Source organism: Alkalibacillus salilacus (assembly GCF_030812915.1).
Classification (GTDB): Bacteria; Bacillota; Bacilli; order Bacillales; family Alkalibacillaceae; genus Alkalibacillus; species Alkalibacillus salilacus.
Window position 1 is genome coordinate 175119 of the sequence record NZ_JAUSTQ010000004.1, and the last position, 19901, is coordinate 195019.

At 39.1% G+C, this 19901-nt stretch carries 20 protein-coding genes; 6 read left to right on the forward strand and 14 right to left on the reverse strand.

Going from position 1 to position 19901, the window contains the following annotated elements:
- Positions 1–43: 43 nt before the first annotated feature.
- Positions 44–340 carry a hypothetical protein gene (locus J2S77_RS06780; RefSeq protein WP_306975846.1) on the reverse strand — a complete coding sequence of 99 codons (297 nt, stop codon included), beginning with the start codon at positions 338–340 and terminating at the stop codon, positions 44–46.
- A 158-nt stretch (positions 341–498) separates the two neighbouring features.
- On the opposite strand from J2S77_RS06780, the gene J2S77_RS06785 reads away from it, so the two are divergent.
- On the forward strand, positions 499–1653 hold the full coding sequence (locus J2S77_RS06785) for a conserved virulence factor C family protein (protein WP_306975848.1): 1155 nt from the start codon (positions 499–501) through the stop codon (positions 1651–1653).
- Positions 1654–1753: 100 nt separating this feature from the next.
- Positions 1754–2905: a PQQ-dependent sugar dehydrogenase gene (locus J2S77_RS06790; protein ID WP_306975850.1), complete on the forward strand. Its 1152-nt coding sequence runs from the start codon at positions 1754–1756 to the stop codon at positions 2903–2905.
- Between the two features lie 273 nt (positions 2906–3178).
- Here J2S77_RS06790 and J2S77_RS06795 read toward each other — a convergent pair whose 3' ends face one another.
- The 4 genes from J2S77_RS06795 to J2S77_RS06810 form a co-directional block, all read right to left on the reverse strand.
- The gene (locus J2S77_RS06795; RefSeq protein ID WP_306975851.1) at positions 3179–3778 is read right to left on the reverse strand and encodes a response regulator transcription factor; all 600 of its coding nucleotides are present in this window, start codon (positions 3776–3778) and stop codon (positions 3179–3181) included.
- A gap of 1 nt (position 3779) precedes the next feature.
- A complete protein-coding gene (locus tag J2S77_RS06800) occupies positions 3780–4904 on the reverse strand; it encodes a sensor histidine kinase (RefSeq protein WP_442319944.1) in 1125 nt (374 codons plus the stop codon).
- Positions 4905–4998: 94 nt separating this feature from the next.
- Positions 4999–6024, reverse strand: coding sequence for a Delta(5) desaturase DesA (gene desA, locus J2S77_RS06805; protein ID WP_306975855.1), 1026 nt, complete (start codon positions 6022–6024; stop codon positions 4999–5001).
- A 210-nt stretch (positions 6025–6234) separates the two neighbouring features.
- Complete coding sequence (locus tag J2S77_RS06810; protein WP_306975856.1) at positions 6235–6840, reverse strand: YgaN family protein; 606 nt, start codon at positions 6838–6840, stop codon at positions 6235–6237.
- 514 nt (positions 6841–7354) lie between these two features.
- Here J2S77_RS06810 and J2S77_RS06815 point away from each other — a divergent pair.
- Together J2S77_RS06815 and J2S77_RS06820 are read left to right on the forward strand one after the other, a co-directional pair.
- Positions 7355–9409, forward strand: coding sequence for a methyl-accepting chemotaxis protein (locus tag J2S77_RS06815; RefSeq protein WP_306975858.1), 2055 nt, complete (start codon positions 7355–7357; stop codon positions 9407–9409).
- Between the two features lie 162 nt (positions 9410–9571).
- Positions 9572–10825, forward strand: a complete 1254-nt coding sequence (locus tag J2S77_RS06820) for a GNAT family N-acetyltransferase (RefSeq protein ID WP_306975860.1) — start codon at positions 9572–9574, stop codon at positions 10823–10825.
- Between the two features lie 45 nt (positions 10826–10870).
- Here J2S77_RS06820 and J2S77_RS06825 read toward each other — a convergent pair whose 3' ends face one another.
- The 5 genes from J2S77_RS06825 to J2S77_RS06845 form a co-directional block, all read right to left on the reverse strand.
- The gene (locus tag J2S77_RS06825; protein WP_306975862.1) at positions 10871–11566 is read right to left on the reverse strand and encodes a hypothetical protein; all 696 of its coding nucleotides are present in this window, start codon (positions 11564–11566) and stop codon (positions 10871–10873) included.
- Positions 11563–12285: a hypothetical protein gene (locus J2S77_RS06830; protein ID WP_306975863.1), complete on the reverse strand. Its 723-nt coding sequence runs from the start codon at positions 12283–12285 to the stop codon at positions 11563–11565. The genes J2S77_RS06825 and J2S77_RS06830 overlap by 4 nt, the downstream gene beginning before the upstream one ends.
- Positions 12275–13156, reverse strand: coding sequence for an ATP-binding cassette domain-containing protein (locus J2S77_RS06835; RefSeq protein WP_306975865.1), 882 nt, complete (start codon positions 13154–13156; stop codon positions 12275–12277). Before J2S77_RS06835 ends, J2S77_RS06830 begins: the two co-directional genes overlap by 11 nt.
- On the reverse strand, positions 13149–13529 hold the full coding sequence (locus tag J2S77_RS06840; RefSeq protein ID WP_306975867.1) for a GntR family transcriptional regulator: 381 nt from the start codon (positions 13527–13529) through the stop codon (positions 13149–13151). The genes J2S77_RS06835 and J2S77_RS06840 overlap by 8 nt, the downstream gene beginning before the upstream one ends.
- A 160-nt stretch (positions 13530–13689) precedes the next feature.
- The gene (locus tag J2S77_RS06845; protein WP_306975868.1) at positions 13690–14133 is read right to left on the reverse strand and encodes a chemotaxis protein CheW; all 444 of its coding nucleotides are present in this window, start codon (positions 14131–14133) and stop codon (positions 13690–13692) included.
- 122 nt (positions 14134–14255) lie between these two features.
- On the opposite strand from J2S77_RS06845, the gene J2S77_RS06850 reads away from it, so the two are divergent.
- Entirely contained in the window at positions 14256–14711 is a 456-nt protein-coding gene (locus tag J2S77_RS06850; RefSeq protein ID WP_306975869.1) for a YaiI/YqxD family protein, read from the forward strand.
- Here the strand turns inward: J2S77_RS06850 and J2S77_RS06855 are convergent.
- Entirely contained in the window at positions 14694–16112 is a 1419-nt protein-coding gene (locus J2S77_RS06855; protein ID WP_306975871.1) for an amidase, read from the reverse strand. The genes J2S77_RS06850 and J2S77_RS06855 overlap by 18 nt on opposite strands.
- 133 nt (positions 16113–16245) lie before the next feature.
- Between J2S77_RS06855 and J2S77_RS06860 the strand changes: the two genes are divergently transcribed.
- Positions 16246–16704, forward strand: a complete 459-nt coding sequence (locus tag J2S77_RS06860; protein WP_306975873.1) for a FixH family protein — start codon at positions 16246–16248, stop codon at positions 16702–16704.
- Between the two features lie 36 nt (positions 16705–16740).
- Here the strand turns inward: J2S77_RS06860 and J2S77_RS06865 are convergent, their stop codons facing one another.
- From J2S77_RS06865 to J2S77_RS06875, 3 genes are read right to left on the reverse strand one after another with little or no spacing between them, the layout of a single operon-like run.
- Complete coding sequence (locus tag J2S77_RS06865) at positions 16741–17346, reverse strand: CBS domain-containing protein (protein ID WP_306975876.1); 606 nt, start codon at positions 17344–17346, stop codon at positions 16741–16743.
- A 56-nt stretch (positions 17347–17402) separates the two neighbouring features.
- The gene (locus tag J2S77_RS06870) at positions 17403–19004 is read right to left on the reverse strand and encodes an ABC transporter permease (protein WP_306975878.1); all 1602 of its coding nucleotides are present in this window, start codon (positions 19002–19004) and stop codon (positions 17403–17405) included.
- A complete protein-coding gene (locus J2S77_RS06875) occupies positions 19004–19894 on the reverse strand; it encodes an ABC transporter ATP-binding protein (RefSeq protein WP_306975880.1) in 891 nt (296 codons plus the stop codon). Before J2S77_RS06875 ends, J2S77_RS06870 begins: the two co-directional genes overlap by 1 nt.
- Between the last annotated feature and the right edge of the window lie 7 nt (positions 19895–19901).

Here is a 19901-nt window from a genome sequence, read left to right on the forward strand (position 1 = left end):
GCATTCACACTCGAATACAATATTAATGGTTATATGGTTTGATTTACATAATGACAGAATCTAGTGGTAGTATGATATTGGTTATAATCAGTGAAAAAACGGTGTAACCGAGTACACCTAGACTCGTTACCAATAAACTGATAATAAGATATAACTCTTTCTCATCACCAATATGACGTTCCCATAATTTCCATTCAACGATTCCATATATTAAACCAATGAAGCTGAGGACTCCCCAAACCCAATGAGGATCAAAGCCTATTAAATAGATTATATAAATCACGATCAAGCCTATCATAGCCGATAGACGTATTTTATTCCAGGGAATTGTTGATTCCATGATGTCACTCCTTACTTTTACAACTACATTAACCATACCCGTTCAAAGCCTATCTTATGTTATTTTGTTGAAAAAAATAAGTGCGTTAAGACCTAAGCTAGCCACAAAAATTTGATATGATAGAATGACTATAGGTTGATGAAAGGAGACTTTTAACCATGAAAATCAAATCAATCGAACCAACACCGAGTCCTTATTCCATGAAGATAAATGTTGATGAACGCTTGTCAGATATGGAAACTCAAACATATACCCAAAACGACGATTTAACTGATGCCCCGTCCTATGTATCAAACTTATTGGCGATCGAAGGGGTAAAAGAACTCTATCGCGTCATTGATTTCATCGCCTTAGAACGCCATCCAAAAGTCGAATGGGAAACGATTTTACCTCAGGTTGAAGCTGTATTAGGCAGTGCAGATCATGCCGATATAGAACAAGAACAAACATCAACAGATTACGATGAGGAAGCCTTTGGTGCTGTTCAAGTTTATATCCAACAATTTCGTGGCATACCCATGCAAGTCAAATTAATAGAAAATGATGAAGAAAAACGGTTTGGGCTGCCTCAGCGGTTTACTGATGCTGCAATGGAGGCTTCAAAAGATTCAAGCAATATGCTGATGGAACGGGAATGGATCGAACAAGACCCGCGTTATGGAGATGCAGAAGATATAGGACAAGACGTGGTCGAAGAGGTTGACGCCACTTATCCAGATAAACGACTCAAAACGCTTATCGATATGGCACAATCAGGCGAAAACGACCAGCAACAAGGAAAGGTCCTAAAACCTCTGACGGAAGCTGACTTACAGCTCGACGATTGGAAAAGTCGCTATGCGGCATTAGACCGTATACCTGATCCGACATCCGATGACTTACCAATCCTCGGAAAAGCGTTAAAAGATCCAAAAATGTCGATACGACGTCTAGCTACGGCTTACTTAGGCATGGTCGAAGAGAAAGCGACTTCACCTTATCTATATGAAGCATTGCAGGATAAAACTGTTACCGTCCGGCGCACAGCAGGTGACTGCCTATCTGACATTGGTTTTACAGACGCTATTCCACAAATGATTGATGCTCTCCAAGACAAAAGTCGCATCGTTCGATGGCGAGCAGCGATGTTTTTATACGAATACGGAGATGAATCAGCCATCCCAGCCTTAAAAGACACATTAGAAGACTCTGAATTCGAAGTTCGAATGCAAGCTAAAATGGCATTATCCCGAATTCAAGAAGGTGAATCAGCGCAAGGGTCTATTTGGAAGCAAATGGCCGAAATGACCAAACAAAAAGACAATCAGTCATAGGCAACCACCCCTTTTAAGTATAGAAAGGGGCTTATATGATTAGCAGACAAATTGGTAGGGAAAAATAAAAGGAAAGATGTAAATAAGGGAGCGGATTTTAGTGAAATGGACGTTTCCACTATTCATGGCTTTATTTTTATTAGGCTGTCAAACAGACGGTAACCAAGAAACAGAAGAACCGACAGAAGAATCCTCGGATAAAGCAGCTAGTGAAGAGGATTCGACTGAGGAATCAGGTGAAACAGAGTCAAGTGAGAACGGTGATCCCAATGGAGAAAATGTAGAAGAATTAACGTTTCTGGAAGAACCAGAAACAGTAGTTGATGATTTGAATAGTCCATGGAATATCGTTAAAAATGATGATGAATTTTACATGACCGAACGCTCCGGATCAATCGTTTATTTTGATGGTGAAAATATGAAAAGACAGACGATTGAACTTGAACAAGAAGTCGTTTCCGGCCAAGGCGAAGAAGGCTTGCTTGGTATGGTTCTAGACCCGGAGGATGACCAAACCGCCTATATTTATCATACGTATCAAACCGGTGAGGGAATGTTCAATCGCATTATAGCAATTGAATTATCAAACCAAACCTGGCAAGAAACCGATGTGTTGGTCGATGAAATTCCAGCAGGTCGAATCCATGACGGCGGACGACTTGCAATTGGACCAGACGACTATTTGTATGCCACCACAGGTGATGCAGGCGATGAAAACCTTTCCCAAGAAACAGATAACCTAGCCGGTAAAATCTTGCGTATGGACTTTGACGGATCAATTCCAGATGATCAACCATTTGAAGATTCATTAATTTATTCCTATGGCCACCGAAATCCACAAGGACTCGACTGGAACGAAAACGACGAATTATATAGCTCAGAACACGGGAGCACAGCATATGATGAAATCAATCATATTGAACCAGGAAACAATTATGGCTGGCCAGTCGTTCGCGGCGATGACACAGCCGATGGAATGGAACCCCCAACCATTCATTCCGGCGAAGAAACGTGGGCACCATCCGGAGCGGCATTTGACGATGCAGGAAATCTTTTGGTAACCGGACTAGCAGGACAATCCCTCTACCGCTTCGATATCGAATCAGGTAACCAAGAAATAATCTTGGATGATGAAGGTAGATTGCGAGATATCCTCGTTGCAGACGGTGAAGCGTACGTATTGACAAACAATACAGATGGACGTGGTAACCCAGAAGAAGATGATGATCAGTTATCGAAGATAGCGGAGTAGTTTTTTCGGATTGGAAGGGTTTTATAGAGAGCTCCATTGTGAGGGTTATGCTTGCACTTGCGGGGGTTCAGCTCGCCCTCACACTTTCAAGGATAATCAAATCTACAAAAAAGACTCTAGTTAACTGAAAATCAGTCACTAGAGTCTTTCCAACAATCTTCATCCTGGTTCCATCCCGAGTGTTCATCTTTATTCATCAAATCAATTCGATTCATTTGATGCATCAAATAGCTAATCTATTATAAGTTTCGACGCTCTGAGCTCTTTCACTCTCTATTCGACCCAACCCTTATCCTTTACTTTCGAAATGGCTTCGATTCGATTCGATACTTCCAGTTTATCAAAAATAACCGAGATATAATTACGCACTGTTCCGTTCGTTAAATGCAGTTCCTTGGAAATTTCCTTGGTGCTTTTCCCCTTAGAAATTAACTCAATGACTTCACTTTCTCGTTCCGTTAAAGGACTGTCTTCCTCATACACCAAGTCGATTAACTCTGGCGCATATACCTTCCGACCATTTAAAATACTTCGGATCGAACTGGCCAACTCTTCACTTGGACTGTCTTTTAGTAGATACCCACTAACTTTAGCTTTACGTGCCCGTTCAAAGTAACCCGCCCTTGCAAAGGTGGTCAAAATGATGACTTCACATTTCTGGTCGCCTATTTCCTCGGCTGCTTCCAACCCATTTTTAACCGGCATTTCAATATCCATAATACAAATATCCGGTTTCAATTCGTTTACCAGACGGACGGACTCTTCGCCATTTTTGGCTTTGCCGACTACTTCCATATCTTCTTCAAGGTTCAACAAAGAACCTAGTGCTCCAAGTAACATTCCTTGGTCTTCAGCCAACACGATTCGAATCATTTTAACCCTCCTGTTTCATGACATTGGGTATGGTCACAGTCAATTTTGTTCCATTTTCATCACTTATGATTTCCAGTTTTCCATTCACAAATTCTAACCTGTCTATCATTCCATTCACCCCATGGCCGGATGCTGAGCTACCTTCAGTTTCTATTCCGACGCCATTATCTTCAATCGTCAAAACTGTTTCATGTGCTGATTCGGTAGTGGTTATATTGCAGTGTGTCGCATGACTATGCTTAACCACATTGTTCACAGCCTCTTTTAAGATCATGCTTATGACGTCTTCTACTAACGAGGGTGCATGTTTTAGTTCTTTGTCGCCTTGGATATCGATCTGAATTGTTGCCGCTTCCAACAGCTGCTTAACATGCTTAATCTCCTCAGAAAACTTCGTTATTCGCATGCCCGATAACATATCTCTGACTTCTTTTAAGGCTGTGCGAGCAGTTTGGTTGATATCCTGGATTTCAACTTTAGCTGTATCAGGATCTTTGTCGATCAAGCGTCCAGCCAAATCGCTTTTTAATCCAATCAAAGATAGCTTTTGTCCTAGTGTATCATGCAAATCACGCGCAATTCGTTGACGTTCTTCAAAGACCAGTAGCTGTGAAATTCTATCTTTGGCATCGGATAACTGTGCCTCAAGCTTCTGCCTTTTTCTCCGGTTGTATGTATTGATTGGTAGCAATACTACCCCAAGAATGGTTAGGATTAAAAATGGCCATTGAGATAAGAACAGCTCTTGTTGTGTAAAATAACTCGATGCCGAAGCAACAACGGTCAAAACTAAATGAACGACATAAAGCGAAATAAAACCACTTTTATGTTGCACATTTCCGATGAAAAAAGCAATAAATAATGAAAAGTATACATATCCATAAAACAAAGACATGCCAACACTAATCAGCATCATGATTGAAACACATATGTACAAAAACCCTCCAATCGATAGAAAGGAAAGCCGGTACGCAACAAAGAATATAACAATCAATAACACACCAAGCAATATTTCCGACAATGTATTTGACCGAAAAATGAAATAAAAGGGCAATAAGCTCGAAATTACCCATACGTATATGCTCAAACTTATATTTTTAGGGAATAAATTAAACCAATTTTGCATCAAAAAATTCCTTTCTTGAATCTCTTATCAGTATCACCCATTTCACCAAAAAAAGAAACCATCCACTTTGTGAATGATTTTCTTTTACTGAAGTTTAGTTTTCTGTGAACACCTTATCAGAAGATTGGAGCCGTTCATGAATTTCTTTAAAGTGAACGAAGGTCTTACTCTTCTCATCATATAACTTAAATCGGATCGATCTCAAGCTGCTTCCCATCGTAATCGTCGTTGCCTGTTGCAGAGGTGGGATCGACTCATGTACCTTTTCTAGATTATAATTCGGCACTTTAGGACTCAAGTGATGAACATGATGGTAGCCGATATTCCCCGTGATCCACTGAAGAACCCGTGGAAGCTTATAATAAGAACTTCCATCAATAGCTGCTTTAACATAATCCCACTCAGATTCATCTTCAAAATAAGAATCCTCAAACTGATGTTGAACATAAAACAACCATATTCCAAGAGACCCTGCAATAAACGCAATCGGTAATTGAACAATCAAAAAGCTCGTCCACCCAATCGCCCAAATCAATAGAGCAGTGATCCCAATAATTGAAATATTGATCAAATACGTATTTTGGCGTTCTGTTTTCTTAGCATCTTTTCTATTTCTTCGGTTCGTTATTAAAAATAAATAAACGGGACCCAACACGAACATAACAAACGGATTTCTATATAAGCGATATTGAAGCCTCTCCAACTTTGATGACTTCTTGTACTCTTCTACAGTCATTACCCAGACGTCACCCGTACCCCGCTTGTCTAAGTTGCTGCTAGTAGCATGATGAATGGAGTGTTCTCTTTTCCATTTCCTATACGGGAACATTGTGATAATCCCTGTAACCGTTCCAATGAAATGATTCAGTTTACGATTTTTAAAAAACGACCCATGACAGCAATCATGAAAGATGATAAATACTCTCACCATAAATCCACCCGCTAAAACCGATAGGCCAATGGATAAAATCAATGATACTGAAATCGCTTCATAAGCTAAAAACCAAAGCAAAAAGAATGGAGGCAATGTATTAACCAATTGCCATACACTTGATTTCGTACCGGAGCTTTCAAATGGTTTGATGTCTTGTTTAAGTTGAGCTAATTTTTTATTCGCCATAACTGCCTCCAATGATAAGTCTTCTTTCACTCATCTTAGAAAAAAACAGCTCGCTTAAATAGTCATGAACGTCAGGAGTTTTATGTGACAAACGTCATATGTTTTAGATTGAGACTCATGACCAAACAAAAACGCCATGACTGATTGGTGTCATGACACTTGATATGGGGCAATGATTCAATTCCATAACTGTCATCTAGTTAAATTACTCTACTTAATAAATTTAGCTTTAAGAAGATAAGCAACATCATATTTCTTCAACTCATTATTATTACCTTCAGGATCTTCATAATAATCTTTTGAAAGAGAGCTCATGCCGTTTTCATTATTGGAATAACCAATGTTTGCTAATACTAATTCGTCTTGATCTACACTAAGTTCTTCTAGAAAACTCCCCCACACACTTGCCATATTATCCAAATCATTTGAATTTAAGTCGTAACCACTTATTGACCCTGTGCTACCATTACTACCTATTCCAATATTAAATGTATGTTGATTTTCTGTATTACTATTCTTAGAGTTTGAAAAAACAATCGAACCACTTTCACTTATCTGTGTTTTTACATTACTTAATCGATCATCAACCAATTCACCAGCTTCATATTTTTCAATCCATACAGATACTTCTTTGTATTCATCATCTATCTCAAAATCAAATACAAAAGATTTATCTGTAGTAGTCGAAAGTATAATATTTTCTCTATCTGTAGTCTCTGAAACAGAAATGGTGTTTGAATTTGAATCACTATTATTACAAGCGCTTAAAACAATTAACACAAAAATTATGGTTAGTTTCGTAAATAATCTTTTCATTTTATCCTCACTTCCCAACTCTACTATCTCATCTATTTAAGAAACTCTCCCTTTATAAATTCTACAAGTTAAACAGCGTGAGCTAATACCAAAGAAAAAAGCATATCAAAAGTAATAACAATGGCTATAATATGCTCCAAGGACTCCCAGAATACCTTCTGAGCGTTTCTGATCTTAGGTTTAATGAATGCCATTGTCATAAATCTCTTACTATATATTTTATCACCATAAATAGAAATAAAAGTAACAATTAATTTAGCAATAATTTTATCACATAAAATAACAGAAATACATAAACTTATGCACCCTCGTTATTTAACTCTATGAAATTCATTAAATACTTGGCTATTATTTATTTAAGTCCTACCACAACTAACTTCATCCCTTATAAACTGACAAGACTCTGATCTATAATGCTCATAACACCTTTCGACTCATTTTGACAAAATGGGTATTTAGTGATAAATTATCTAATGTTAAAAATTTTTTAAACAAACTTAACGGGAGGTTGGTTATGAAGAAGGGAACATCAAGTCTTAAAAGGAAGCTCTTATTTATTTTTCTTCCTTTAATGGTGGTCGGACTCTCAATTTTTCTTATTCTGTCTTATAATATTTCAAAAAGTCAGCTAGATGAGGAAATTGAACATAGAATCACGAATTTACAGGACGATGCCATTAGTCAAATTGAAGAAAGATTCGCCAGTCATGAACAACTTGCTGAAACAACGGCAAGTACGCTTTCTTCTACTGGTGATTCAGTATCTGAAGAAGATTACATACAAATGTTAGAAAATAATATTGCCACTAATGCTGATACATATGGCTCAGGCATTTGGTTTGAACCATACGAATATGACGAAGACCGAGAATATTTTGGTCCGTATGTTTATAAAGACGGTGAAGATTTAGTTTATACGGATGTCTACGAAGAAACGGATTACGATTACCCGAGCTGGGATTGGTACACTCAAGCTGAAGGATCAGAAGAAGCGGTTTGGGGTAATCCTTACTATGATGATGCTAGTGGAATTACGATGGTCACAACGACTGTTCCTTTCACTGATAGTTCAGGTAATTTCAATGGAGTCGTCACAGCTGATACCGATTTAACACAAATCCAACAAATCATTTCTGATATTCAAATCTATGAATCAGGCTGGGCATTTGGTTTTGACAACAACGGACAAATCATCGCCCACCAGGACGATTCACTCGTAATGAATTCGACGATTGACGAAACAGACATGTTTGGTGATTATGCTGATCAACTAACAGGAAATGAACAAGGTCAATTCACAGTAGATGCTAATGATACAACGAACCAAGTCTATTATCGTACGATGCCAACGACAGGCTGGACATTTGGTATTGCCGTGCCAGAAGATGAAATTTATGCATCACTTAACGATTTATTAATTCAACAACTTATCACTGGTGTGGTCGTGCTTCTTGTACTTGGTACAGGAATTTACATCTTTAGCGGACGTTTATCAAAACCGATCACTACTCTACGTGAGAAAATGGATGACGTCGCTCACGGTGATTTAACCGTCGAAGCTCATCACCAGTCTAATGATGAAATCGGTTATTTATATGATCACTTCAATAAAATGGTCCAACATATGAGAGAGTTGTTGCAGAAAACCCACGAATCAGCCGAGGTCATCCGTTCATCATCGGAGAACTTCAGCGCTGTCAGTGAGGAAACAACTGCATCAAACGAAGAAATTCAAGGCACGATGAACGAAATCGCAAAAGGTGCGCAACAATCATCAGAAAACCTTGAAACCATGACGGATCAAATGAACCAATTAAGTGAACAAATCGATTCTATTTCTGATAGTAGTACAAACATGAACGAGCTAGCTGAAGAAGCTGTTACCGTTAATAACAAAGGGTTAAATCAGATGGATCAGCTCGCTGAATATTCAAATGAATCGAAACAACAATTTAATCAAGCCGAAAATGTTGTCCAAGAATTAAATAACCAAATCCAAAAAATCAGTGACTTTATTCATACGATTAACGATATTTCTGAACAAACGAATTTATTAGCTTTAAATGCTTCAATTGAAGCTGCACGCGCAGGTGAAGATGGTAAAGGTTTCGCTGTTGTCGCTGAAGAGGTTCGGAAATTAGCCGAGCAGTCTTCAAATTCAACAGAAGAAATTCGCAAAATCATTGATGATGTAAAAGAGCGCTCCAATGAAGCCATTCATTCGATGAAAGAAGCGAAATCAACGACTGATTCTCAAAACGAAGTCGTCGATGAAACGGTTCAAGTCTTTAACGACATTGGCCAAGCGGTCCAGAACATTACCGAAAGTGTTGAGCAGAACGTCCAAGCAATTCAAGAGATGAATCAATACAAAGATCATGTGGTCGGTTCGGTTCAATCCATTTCAGCTAATATTCAAGAAACAGCTGCATCCAATGAGGAAATTAATGCTACGATTGATGAACAAACAAACGCACTACAATCATTATCCGAATCAGCTGAAGATTTAAATGAATCAAGTGAACAATTAAACAAATTGATTAATGAATTTAAATTAAATCAACAATAACTTTTAAAGAGCGACCATCCAAACAGAAGGGTGGTCGCTCTTTTACTAGACAGTCATTCAATTTTTAGCACTTAAATAATCATGAAATCCTCTCATTTCCATAAACTATTGGAACTTAAAGGCCATTCAGTCTATAATAAGGTAAAATAAGGAGGCCATGTTATGCACGAGATTAGACCATTAGATGAATCAGAATTCCGCGATAATATAATTTTACATGAACAAGCCTATACGGCAAATGCAGCCGAGAAGGAAGAAGATATTAAACGATTAGTCGAACGCGAAAAATCATTTTTCCAAGAAACCAACTTGGTTGTTCCATATGGCGCCTTTGAACAAAACCAATTAATTGGCTCCATGAAACTGTTTGACTTTCAAATGAATGTGTTCGGAACATTCTTACCAGTTGGTGGACTTAGTTCTGTGGCCGTTGATTTGTTACATAAAAAGGAACGCGTCGCGAAATCATTAGTCGATTATTTCCTTGATCATTATGACAAGCGTGGGTTTTCGCTCGCAACTTTATATGCCTTTCGTCCAGACTTCTATTATCAAATGGGCTTTGGCTACGGCAAGAAAAAGGATGTTTATAACATTGCACCGCACGCTTTCCCTAACTTTAGCAAAAAAGATGACATCACTTATTTAACACATGAGGACAAAGATGATCTTGTCGTTTGTTATAATCGTTTCGCAGAACAACACCATGGAGTCATGAAAAAGGAAGGTTTCCAGTATAAACGCCCATTTGAACAATTCGATATTAAAATCGTTGGTGTTAAACAAAATGGAGTCGTTACAGGCTATGCGATCTTCTCGTTCAAAAAACGTGAAGTGAACAACTTCTTATCCAGTAACATCACAATTCATGAATTCATATATACGAACCGTGATGCTTTACATCAGTTATCGACGTTTTTCCATACTCAAAAAGACCAAGTGAACCGTATTTCCGTACCAACGCAAGATGATACGCTTCATCACTTTTTCACCGATGCCCGTGATGGATCAGACAACCTGGTTAATTTCGTTTATCATCAAACCAATACATCTGGACTCGGCTTAATGTATCGGATTATTAACGTTGAGCGCTTTTTCAATCAACTTAAACAACACAATTTTAATAACGCCAATCACACAGTAACGTTCCAAGTGACAGACTCCATGTATCCTACGAATGATGGTGAAGTGACTGTCGCTTTCACAAACGGCAAACCAGCTGTCATTCATGGGGCAAAAGCAGACACAATTATTAAAATTGACATTTCTGATTTAACGAGCCTGTTATTAGGCGTAGTTGACGTCCAGAAACTTTATCTCTATGGAAAAGTCGAATTATCTCATGATGATCACGTTCATATTATTGACGATATTTTCCGAACAAGGTATCAACCAATTTCCATGACTAATTTTTAATCCAAAAAAGCCCTAGTCCTTATGCGTAAGGACTAGGGCTTTAACTTAATCCAGATCAACCGGAGTGATATTTAACTCATTCTCGACCTCAACACCAGGTGGTACTTCTACAACTAATACAGAAAAATTACTAACTGAAATCCCACTATTCTGGCGATCATTCTGACGATCACTATGACCATTATAGTACTCTAAAAACAGTGAATGCCCTAGCGTCACATATTCGATCTCCAATCTTTCCTCCTCAAATTGAATTTGTCCATCATTAATCGTGGTATTTACAGACGGAAAATCGACTGGTAATTGCTTACCCCGAACAACTAAAGAAGGTGGACGATATAGTTTGACAGAAGCTTGATTAGATAATGTATCATTTTCATTTACAATCAAAAACTGTCCTGTTTTAAGACCGGTATTAATTGGCTCTAAACTCAAACTTTGATCGAGTGGTACTGTCCATTCCTCTGCCGATAACATATCCTCTAAAACACTAATACCCTGATCAGAGATGGTTTCACTTACCTCACCAGGCGTTAACGACTGACTTTGCCCTTCTACTTCCGCTTGAGAAGGAGCGACAAACACGAAGTACGTAACGAACCCTACTGCTAGACAAGCGATATAAATCATCAGAAATCGACTTCGAAACCAGGATGTTTTTTGCCATTTCTCCATCGTTAAACCAAGCGCAAGTGAAATAGCTAATAATAGTAATAAAACTAACAATGCCGTTACGTTCATCGTCTCACCTCCAACCGTTTGACACCAAACAAGACAACTGCAGATAGCATTAAAGCAACCATCAATACCTTAACCATTAGCATCAAAACCGATTGCTCTAACACAACCCATCCAAACACATTTCGAATCGGCGCGAGCATATAGAAAGCTCCGATTACAACGGCTGGAACAATGACTTTCAATAATGTATGTAATTGCATGATCGTCGCCAATGTATAACTAGCTATAGAGATGAGTAATACAAGTAACGTAACAATCCCCCATAGCACCACTAAATCTAACACCGTAAAAACTGATTGAATAATTAAAGGGTCATGAAGGAAATAACCAATCGTTTGCATGGTCAGAGTCATTCCAACTGTGAAAAAGGCTGCTACAACCGACATTATAATTAGAAAAATAATATTCGATAAATGACTAATAAAACGATTTGTAACAAACATAAACTCCATTTGTCGTTGATCACGAGTAATCATCCCAAACAGAGTGGCTAAAGCCCACAGTAACGTAAACATAATAACAACATTACTATTGATTTCCCAGAGCATATAACTCATTACGTCAGTACTTCCACCAACCTGTTGACTGCCTGCAACCGAAAATAGAAAGCCTACGATTTGCAAAATGGCAAGTGTTGAAAAAACACGACGAAATGCAGCTAATTTTAAACCAACCTGTTGCCTTGTTACGTCACGATAAGTTAATTGTTTAAAAGACATGATCGACATCACCCCTGTTCATTTGGGTTAAATAAACACATAAATCTGCTGGAGCAACTGGAGAAATCGTAAAACCGTGCTGACGTAGCTCCTGTAACATGTCCTCACCAGGATGCTTGATCACCCAATACTGTTGATTTAGATCCATCCGATCTTGGTAAAGAATCGTTTGTTGATCAATCATGGAATCATATTCTCCAACTAGACCGACCGCGTATTGTTTTAACTTATCCATCTCCATCATAAGTTCAAGCTCACCATGGTCTAATAGAATGACATGTTCTAATAGATCTTCTAGTTCATTTAATAAATGACTGGATAAAATAATAGTTCGCGGATGAGCAATATACGATTTTAACAACGCTCGATAGAAGTCCTTTCTCACACCATAATCCATACCTGTTGTCGGTTCATCAAATAACGTTACTGGTGTTTGTACGGCTAATCCGATAATGGCATTTAATGTACTCGCCTGACCTTTAGATAAGTCCATTGGCATTTGTTTTAATGATATATTGAAATGATCCGACAAATTTTCTGCTAATGCTTGATCCCAATTAGGATAAACCTTTTTGAAGGCTTGATAGACCTCACTAATCCGAAAATCTTGCGGGTACATCATGTCTTCATGTACATAAAATAGATTGGCTGCAACACTTAAATTCTCAAGCGGTTCGTTTCCAAATACAGAAACGTCTCCTTCTGTTGCGGCTTCAATTCCAGCCATTAAATTAAGTAATGTTGTCTTTCCAGCACCATTCGGTCCAATTAGTCCCGTTATACTTTGATCAGGAATACTTAATGTGAGCGAAGAAATTGCTTCCTGGTTTCGATAGCGTTTCATCACATCACTCAGTTCAATCTCAGCCATCATAACTTCCTCCTTTACGTGCCTGGTTAATCCGTTCAATTAATTCGTCATCACTTACATTTAGATAATCAGCTTCTAGAACTAATTCATCAATTAACGTTTGTAATGTCTCTTCTTTGCGTTTTTGAATTATTCTTAAACGCGCTTCGTCTGACACAAATGTCCCTAACCCTCTTTTTTTGTAGATTAAGTCATCATCCAACAACTTTGTGATCCCTTTTCCAGCTGTTGCAGGATTGATATTAAACAGTTCTGCCAGCTGATATTGCGAATACATTTTATCGTGTGCTTGAATGCGGTGGTTTAAGATTTCATTCTCAAGCCATTCGGCAATTTGCACATAAATGGGTTTCATACTCTTATGATTTAACATCGATTCGCCTGCCTTTATTCGATGTAAGTTAGTGCATTAGTTATGTAATGTACTGGGTTCTAGTTTACACTTAATTTAATAACTGTCAACCTCAATACAAAAAAGCCCTTTACAACAAGCGTCTGAACACTTGTCATAAAGGGATTAAATAACTAAATTATTAACTAACATTGTATTCTTCGTAATATAAAATACGATCTAAATCAAGAATAACGATGAGTTGTTCTCCACTTTTCGCGACTCCTGTTATGTACTCACGATCGACTCCTGCTACCATTTCTGGTGGAGCTTCAATGGTACTTTCATCAATATCCACGACTTCTGTTGCTTTATCAACAATTACACCTAACGGCTTTTCATCAATGGTTAGAATTAAGATCCGTGTTTCTTCATCATTATTAGCCTGGCCCATTTCCAACTTCTCTTTTAAATCAATAACTGGTGTAATGGCACCTCTTAATTCAAAAATACCTTTCATCGATTCGGGCATCTGTGGCATTGTTGTAAGCTCTGGCAATTTCTCAATCGACCTTACCTGTTGAATATTAATCGCAAATCGTTCACTATTAAGTTCAAAGATAATATATTTCGACATCTCAGCCATGTTTCTCCCACCTTTATTAATAATTTATATATTAAGACTATTATACTGTTTATATCGACAAAAATACACACTTTTTTACCTATTTCTTTTATCCTATTCTCAAAAAAAGAGGTGCCATGTTTATGAATATTTTGATTGATGCTGATGCTTGCCCAGTTACACATGAAACAATAGAGGAAGCCTTAAAACATCATATTCCGGTCATTATGGTCAAAAGTTTTGCCCACTTCTCTCCCAACGATCAACAACCAGGAGTCGACGCGATTTATGTCGATTCAGAATCTGAAGCTGCTGATTACAAGATCATCCAGAATGTCCAAAAGGGCGATCTCGTTGTCACCCAAGATTATGGACTCGCTTCTCTCGTGCTTGGAAAAGGAGCTCATGCGATCCATCACAAAGGTATGGTTTATACTGACGATAATATTGATGGACTCCTACAATCCCGTTATCTAAATGCCCTCGCCAGACAAAGTGGTGAACGATCGAAAGGGCCAAAAGCTTTTTCTAATGAGAATCGCGAACACTTCACAAGTAGCCTTCAAAAGCTTTTAGATGATTTAGGTCATAGTGTTTAAAGACCGCTCGAGTGAAACATACTGATGGAACCAAGGATTCGCTGTTTCTAATTGTTGAGCCAATTGAAGTAATAGATGATCTTGACCTAGGGCTGACTGAAACTGCATGCCAACTGGTAAACCTTCCTGTGTCCAATCAATTGGCACACTCATAGCTGGTTGTCCGCTGGCATTAGCGATTTGAGTAAAACTACAATTATGAAGCATGATGTCGGTCATTTCAGCGACTGTTTCAGGTACCATATCACCTGTATTAAACGTTGATTGATTCATGACAGGCATCATGAGAACATCATATTGGTTGAAAATATCCGCAAATGACTTCGAGAGTAATTGCATCCGAACGCGTGACTCTTCATATTCGAAAGCTGACATCTTTAAGCCTTGCTGATACAAATCGTAGGTGACTGACTCAAGTAAATCACTCGAAGGCTTACGTCCGACAAGCGACCCAAGATGTTCAATAGCCACAGCTCCAGAGGCAATCCATACATTCATAAATTGAGCAGTAAAATCATGAAAATCGAATCTTGGTTTAATGACTTCTACTTCATGCCCTAGGTTAGTTAGTAATCTTTTCGCTTTCTCAAAGGCCTGGTTAGTCTCTTGATCAATCGTAACTTGACCATGCCAGTCAGGCGTCACCACAATTTTTAATGGTTTCACTTTATGCTGAAGTGATTTTGAAAAAGATTCGTCAGAACGAAGAGTCGGGTACAGGTCTTGGTTCGTCCCACCTTTAATTATATCTAATAAAGCAGCACTATCACGCACAGATCGTGTTACGGCATGGTTAACTGAGATTTGATTAATATAGGGTGGAATAGGTGACAGGCCACGAGATGGCTTAAACCCAAATAAACCATTCATCGCGGCTGGCATACGAATCGAACCGCCCCCGTCGCTAGCATGTGCAAACGGAGCCATGCCAGAGGCAACTGCAGCAGCAGCGCCACCACTCGACCCGCTTGGCGAGCGCGTTAAGTCCCAAGGGTTACGAGTTGGACCGAAAAGTGTCGGCTCGGTTATTGGCGTAAAACCGAATTCCGGGGTGTTTGTTTTACCTTGAATATGTAAACCAGCATGCCGATATTTCTGTACAAACCAATCATCAGCTGGTGCGATGTGATCATGCAATAATTTCGAGCCATTAGTGAATGGCTGTCCTTTCACAGGGTTTAAATCTTTAATCAAAATCGGTAAGCCTGACAAGAGACTCTGAGCATCATCTTTCGCTTCAGCCGGTAAATCGGTCATATCATGGACGACCGCATTCAATAATGGATTCAATTGTTTAATCTTGTTGGCAAAATGTGCTCGAATTTCATAAGATGAGGCTTCACCTTGATCGGTCAACTGTTTCAATCCTACCCCATCGTATTGAGAGAAATCTTGTTTCATCTTGTCACCTCATTTGTGTCAGTATTTCGTCATTTATTTTCCGCAAAACGTTCACACATACTTGTGCATTCAACTTATAAATCATGATACATTAACCATATGAAAAATTCACTAATTAATAGGAGTGTTCCGATTGTCAAAACAGCTTATTAGTCTAATGGCTATCATTCTAATCATATTATCAGCCTGTGGTAATGAGGAAACTGAGGAGTCATCTGAACCCGATTCATTAGCACCACTAGAAGTTGAAATCTTAACTGAACAAAATGTCTCAAAAGGCGATGTCACTTTATCAGCTCACGTCACTCATGATGGTAACAATGTTAATGAAGCTGACGAGGTTGAGTTTGAAGTTTGGCAAGAAGGCTCGAAAGAAGAAAGCGACATGATTGAGGGCTCCTTCACCGAAGAAGGTGTCTATGAAGCCAATTATACATTCGAAGAAGACGCGGTCTATCACATGATTGCTCATGTTACAGCAGTTGATCAACATACGATGCCTCAGCAAGCACTCGCTGTTGGTGAGGCAGAATTAGATGAAGACCAGTCTAATGAAGAAAGTCACGACGAAGATCATAGCGATCATAACTAGTAAAAAGGCGACCCATTCGCGGGATCGCCTTTTTTCTTATTGCATGCCTGGATTCTTTTGTGAGTTATTCATTGATTGACTTTGTTGATTCATTTGTCCTTGTTGAGCCTGTTGTGCTTGTTGCGCTTGCTGGGCCTGTTGCGCTTGTGCTTGTTGCGCTTGTTGCCCTTGCTGCATCTGTTGTGCCTGGGCTTGACCCTGAGCCTGGGCATTTGCTTGTTTCGCTTTCGGAATCGAAATATTCGACAAAGCATCTCCCGCTTCATTTTGATATATGTTTTGCTGAGCGAGGTCACCAATCGATAGCATACCGACAGCTTGACCATTCTCTGTAACAGGCAAACGACGAATTTGATTTTGTGCCATCATCTGCGCTGCTTCATGTACATCCATGCTTGCATCAGCTGATACAATTTGATCACTCATACACTGGCCAATCGGGCAGTTACCTTGTTGATTCTTTGCCGTTGCTCGAAGTGTAATATCACGATCCGTCACAATCCCTCTTAGCTGACCATTTTCGATAACTGGAATGGCACCAATATCATTTTGTTCCATTAATGCCGCCGCTTCCTGTACAGTCTGATCAGATGTAACCGATACGATGTTTGAACTCATTAAATTTTTGATCGTATTCTCCATAATGTCATCACTCCTTCTAACGCTTATCATGTGTCAAAAGGAATGATTTATACATCTTATCCAGCTAAATCTCGCCTGCGATAACTAGCGAGTGCGAGCAGACTTATAAGAACTGCTATACCTGTTAAGATTAAAACATTAATCAGTTTAAAATCCTCTACAGGTAAACTTGGCACCCATTCAAAAGGTGACAGTTTATTCATCCATTCAGGAAATTCTAAAGCACCACCCAAATAAACGACAACAAAGGAATAACCTAAATAGGCCCAAGTGATCCATAACCATCTTCCAATGCCAACACATAAGGCTGCAAGGCTTAACATTACCCAAATTGCAGGTAAGTACGCCATCATCGTTTCGAAAACTGTCATAAACTGCAATCCATCAACTGATCTCTGACCCATCAGCCCCATACCAATACCAGCAGCACTGACGACAATCAGACTATACAATAAACCAATCACTAAATGAATACCGAGTAATGATTGTTTTGATGTAGCCGTTGCGACAACAGATTCTAACCGGTTTAACTTTTCTTCTTTAGCCAATCGATACATGGATAAAATGACTGGCACTGTCGCAAAAATCGTAATGATAACAGCTAGCATGGAAACGAATTCTTCAATTAAGGCTCGACCTGTTAATTGATCAATGTTAAGCATCTCTTTCATAATTTCAATTTCTGCTACATACGTTCCTGTTTCGCCTAACACGGAACCATAGGTAGCTCCGAAAATCAGCATACCGACGGCCCAAGCAATAATCGAGACTCGTTGCATCGTCACTGTAAAACCAACTTGAGTCTGTAACCATTTCGAAGCGTTTCGTGGGCCTTGTCGTGCTGGTAATAATCCTGCTCCTAAATCACGTTTTGCATTCAAATAAAGTGCTAGACCCGTTAATAATAATGCCATTACCAATAACAGCGTGACTGGCCACCAATGATTATCCACCATCACACGTGTCTCAAGCATCCATCCGAGTGGCGACCACCATGATAAACCGTCGTATGATACATCACCGAGTCCCCGAATCGCATAAGAAAAAATCAACACAAAAAACGCTAAACTAATGGTACCTCTGGATGACTCAGCTAATTGCGCACAAACAGCTGTAACAGCAGCGAAAAATAGACCAACAGCACTTATTCCTACGCCATATAACAAAGCACCTTCAAACGAAATCGAGGCAACCGATAATAAGTACAATCCAGCCCCTACACCAGAGGCCAATACGACAAATGACAAAGTATGGTGAATCATAATCGCAGCTAATGGAGCCAAACGTCCTGTTGGAAGTGAACGGATGATTTCCATACGACCAAGAGATTCCTCTTCACGCGTATGTTTCGATACTGTTAAAATACTAAAAATTGCAGTTGCTAACGCTGTGAATAAGTACATTTGATGTGCCATAATCGCGCCAATATCATACTGTTCGACACCATAAGCTGGTCCTAACAACATCGTAATCGCTGGATTTAATACAGATTGCGCCAAACGTTGACGATCTCCTTCATCTGGATATAATCCTTCAAATAAGATGGCTGTTAAAACAGTGACAGCTATAATAGGAACCAGCCATATGACTAATCTCAATCGATCTTGTTTCAATTGCCATAACAATATAGACCCCGTTCGACTAAACCAAGCTCGCATTAGACGTCACCCTCTCCAACATCATAATGGCGCATAAATAAGTCCTCTAAAGTAGGTGGGGCGCTTTCAATTTTCGTCACTCCAGCTTGTGCAATGGCTTGCATCACATCATCTAATACTTCCCGGTCAACTTGAAATTGGTAACCCCAGTCCGTTTCTTTCCATTCGTGAATCCCTTGATCTGGTAAGACCAACGTTTTTTCTGTTTCGACATATAAATGCGTCCGCGTTAAATGGCGCAAGTCTGACATCGTCCCGGTTTCAATCACTTCACCATCACGAATAATCGCAATACGGTCACATAGTTTCTCGACTTCAGATAATATATGACTCGACAGTAGTACACTTTTTCCTTCTGCTTTTGCCTCTAAAATAAGTTCCTGAAATTTCCGTTCCATAAGGGGATCGAGCCCTGAGGTCGGTTCATCTAAAATATATAAATCACAATCCGCTGCAAATGCTGCCACTAAAGCTACTTTTTGACGATTCCCTTTCGAATAGGTACGGCATTTTTTTGTCGGATCCAACTGAAAACGTTCAATCAAGTGTTGTTTCCGTTCCTGATTCACCTTTTGACCTCGCAAATGAACTAAGTAATCAATCACTTGACCACCTGTTAAATTAGGCCATAAATTAACATCACCTGGTACATACGCTATGCGTTTATGAATTTTAACAGCATCATGCCAAACATCCTGACCAAAAATAGTCGCTTCCCCAGCTGTTGCTTTCAAAATACCTAATAAAATTCGAATCGTTGTCGATTTCCCGGCACCATTAGGGCCAATAAAACCGAAGATTTCTCCTTTATCAACTTCCAAATCGACTCCAGATAAGGCTTCGACTTGACCAAAACGCTTCGTTAACCCGTTTGTTTGTAATACCGACACAGAACTC

Bases quoted from the DNA above. Each gene is read 5' to 3' on its own strand.
- J2S77_RS06845 (WP_306975868.1), bottom strand. From the start codon at position 14,133: ATGGCTGAGATGTCGAAATATATTATCTTTGAACTTAATAGTGAACGA.
- J2S77_RS06780 (WP_306975846.1), bottom strand. From the start codon at position 340: ATGGAATCAACAATTCCCTGGAATAAAATACGTCTATCGGCTATGATA.
- J2S77_RS06850 (WP_306975869.1), top strand. From the start codon at position 14,256: ATGAATATTTTGATTGATGCTGATGCTTGCCCAGTTACACATGAAACA.
- J2S77_RS06870 (WP_306975878.1), bottom strand. From the start codon at position 19,004: ATGCGAGCTTGGTTTAGTCGAACGGGGTCTATATTGTTATGGCAATTG.
- J2S77_RS06815 (WP_306975858.1), top strand. From the start codon at position 7,355: ATGAAGAAGGGAACATCAAGTCTTAAAAGGAAGCTCTTATTTATTTTT.
- J2S77_RS06835 (WP_306975865.1), bottom strand. From the start codon at position 13,156: ATGGCTGAGATTGAACTGAGTGATGTGATGAAACGCTATCGAAACCAG.
- J2S77_RS06800 (WP_442319944.1), bottom strand. From the start codon at position 4,904: ATGCAAAATTGGTTTAATTTATTCCCTAAAAATATAAGTTTGAGCATA.
- J2S77_RS06825 (WP_306975862.1), bottom strand. From the start codon at position 11,566: ATGAACGTAACGGCATTGTTAGTTTTATTACTATTATTAGCTATTTCA.
- J2S77_RS06785 (WP_306975848.1), top strand. From the start codon at position 499: ATGAAAATCAAATCAATCGAACCAACACCGAGTCCTTATTCCATGAAG.
- desA (WP_306975855.1), bottom strand. From the start codon at position 6,024: ATGGCGAATAAAAAATTAGCTCAACTTAAACAAGACATCAAACCATTT.
- J2S77_RS06855 (WP_306975871.1), bottom strand. From the start codon at position 16,112: ATGAAACAAGATTTCTCTCAATACGATGGGGTAGGATTGAAACAGTTG.
- J2S77_RS06865 (WP_306975876.1), bottom strand. From the start codon at position 17,346: ATGGAGAATACGATCAAAAATTTAATGAGTTCAAACATCGTATCGGTT.
- J2S77_RS06840 (WP_306975867.1), bottom strand. From the start codon at position 13,529: ATGTTAAATCATAAGAGTATGAAACCCATTTATGTGCAAATTGCCGAA.
- J2S77_RS06820 (WP_306975860.1), top strand. From the start codon at position 9,572: ATGCACGAGATTAGACCATTAGATGAATCAGAATTCCGCGATAATATA.
- J2S77_RS06830 (WP_306975863.1), bottom strand. From the start codon at position 12,285: ATGTCTTTTAAACAATTAACTTATCGTGACGTAACAAGGCAACAGGTT.
- J2S77_RS06795 (WP_306975851.1), bottom strand. From the start codon at position 3,778: ATGATTCGAATCGTGTTGGCTGAAGACCAAGGAATGTTACTTGGAGCA.
- J2S77_RS06810 (WP_306975856.1), bottom strand. From the start codon at position 6,840: ATGAAAAGATTATTTACGAAACTAACCATAATTTTTGTGTTAATTGTT.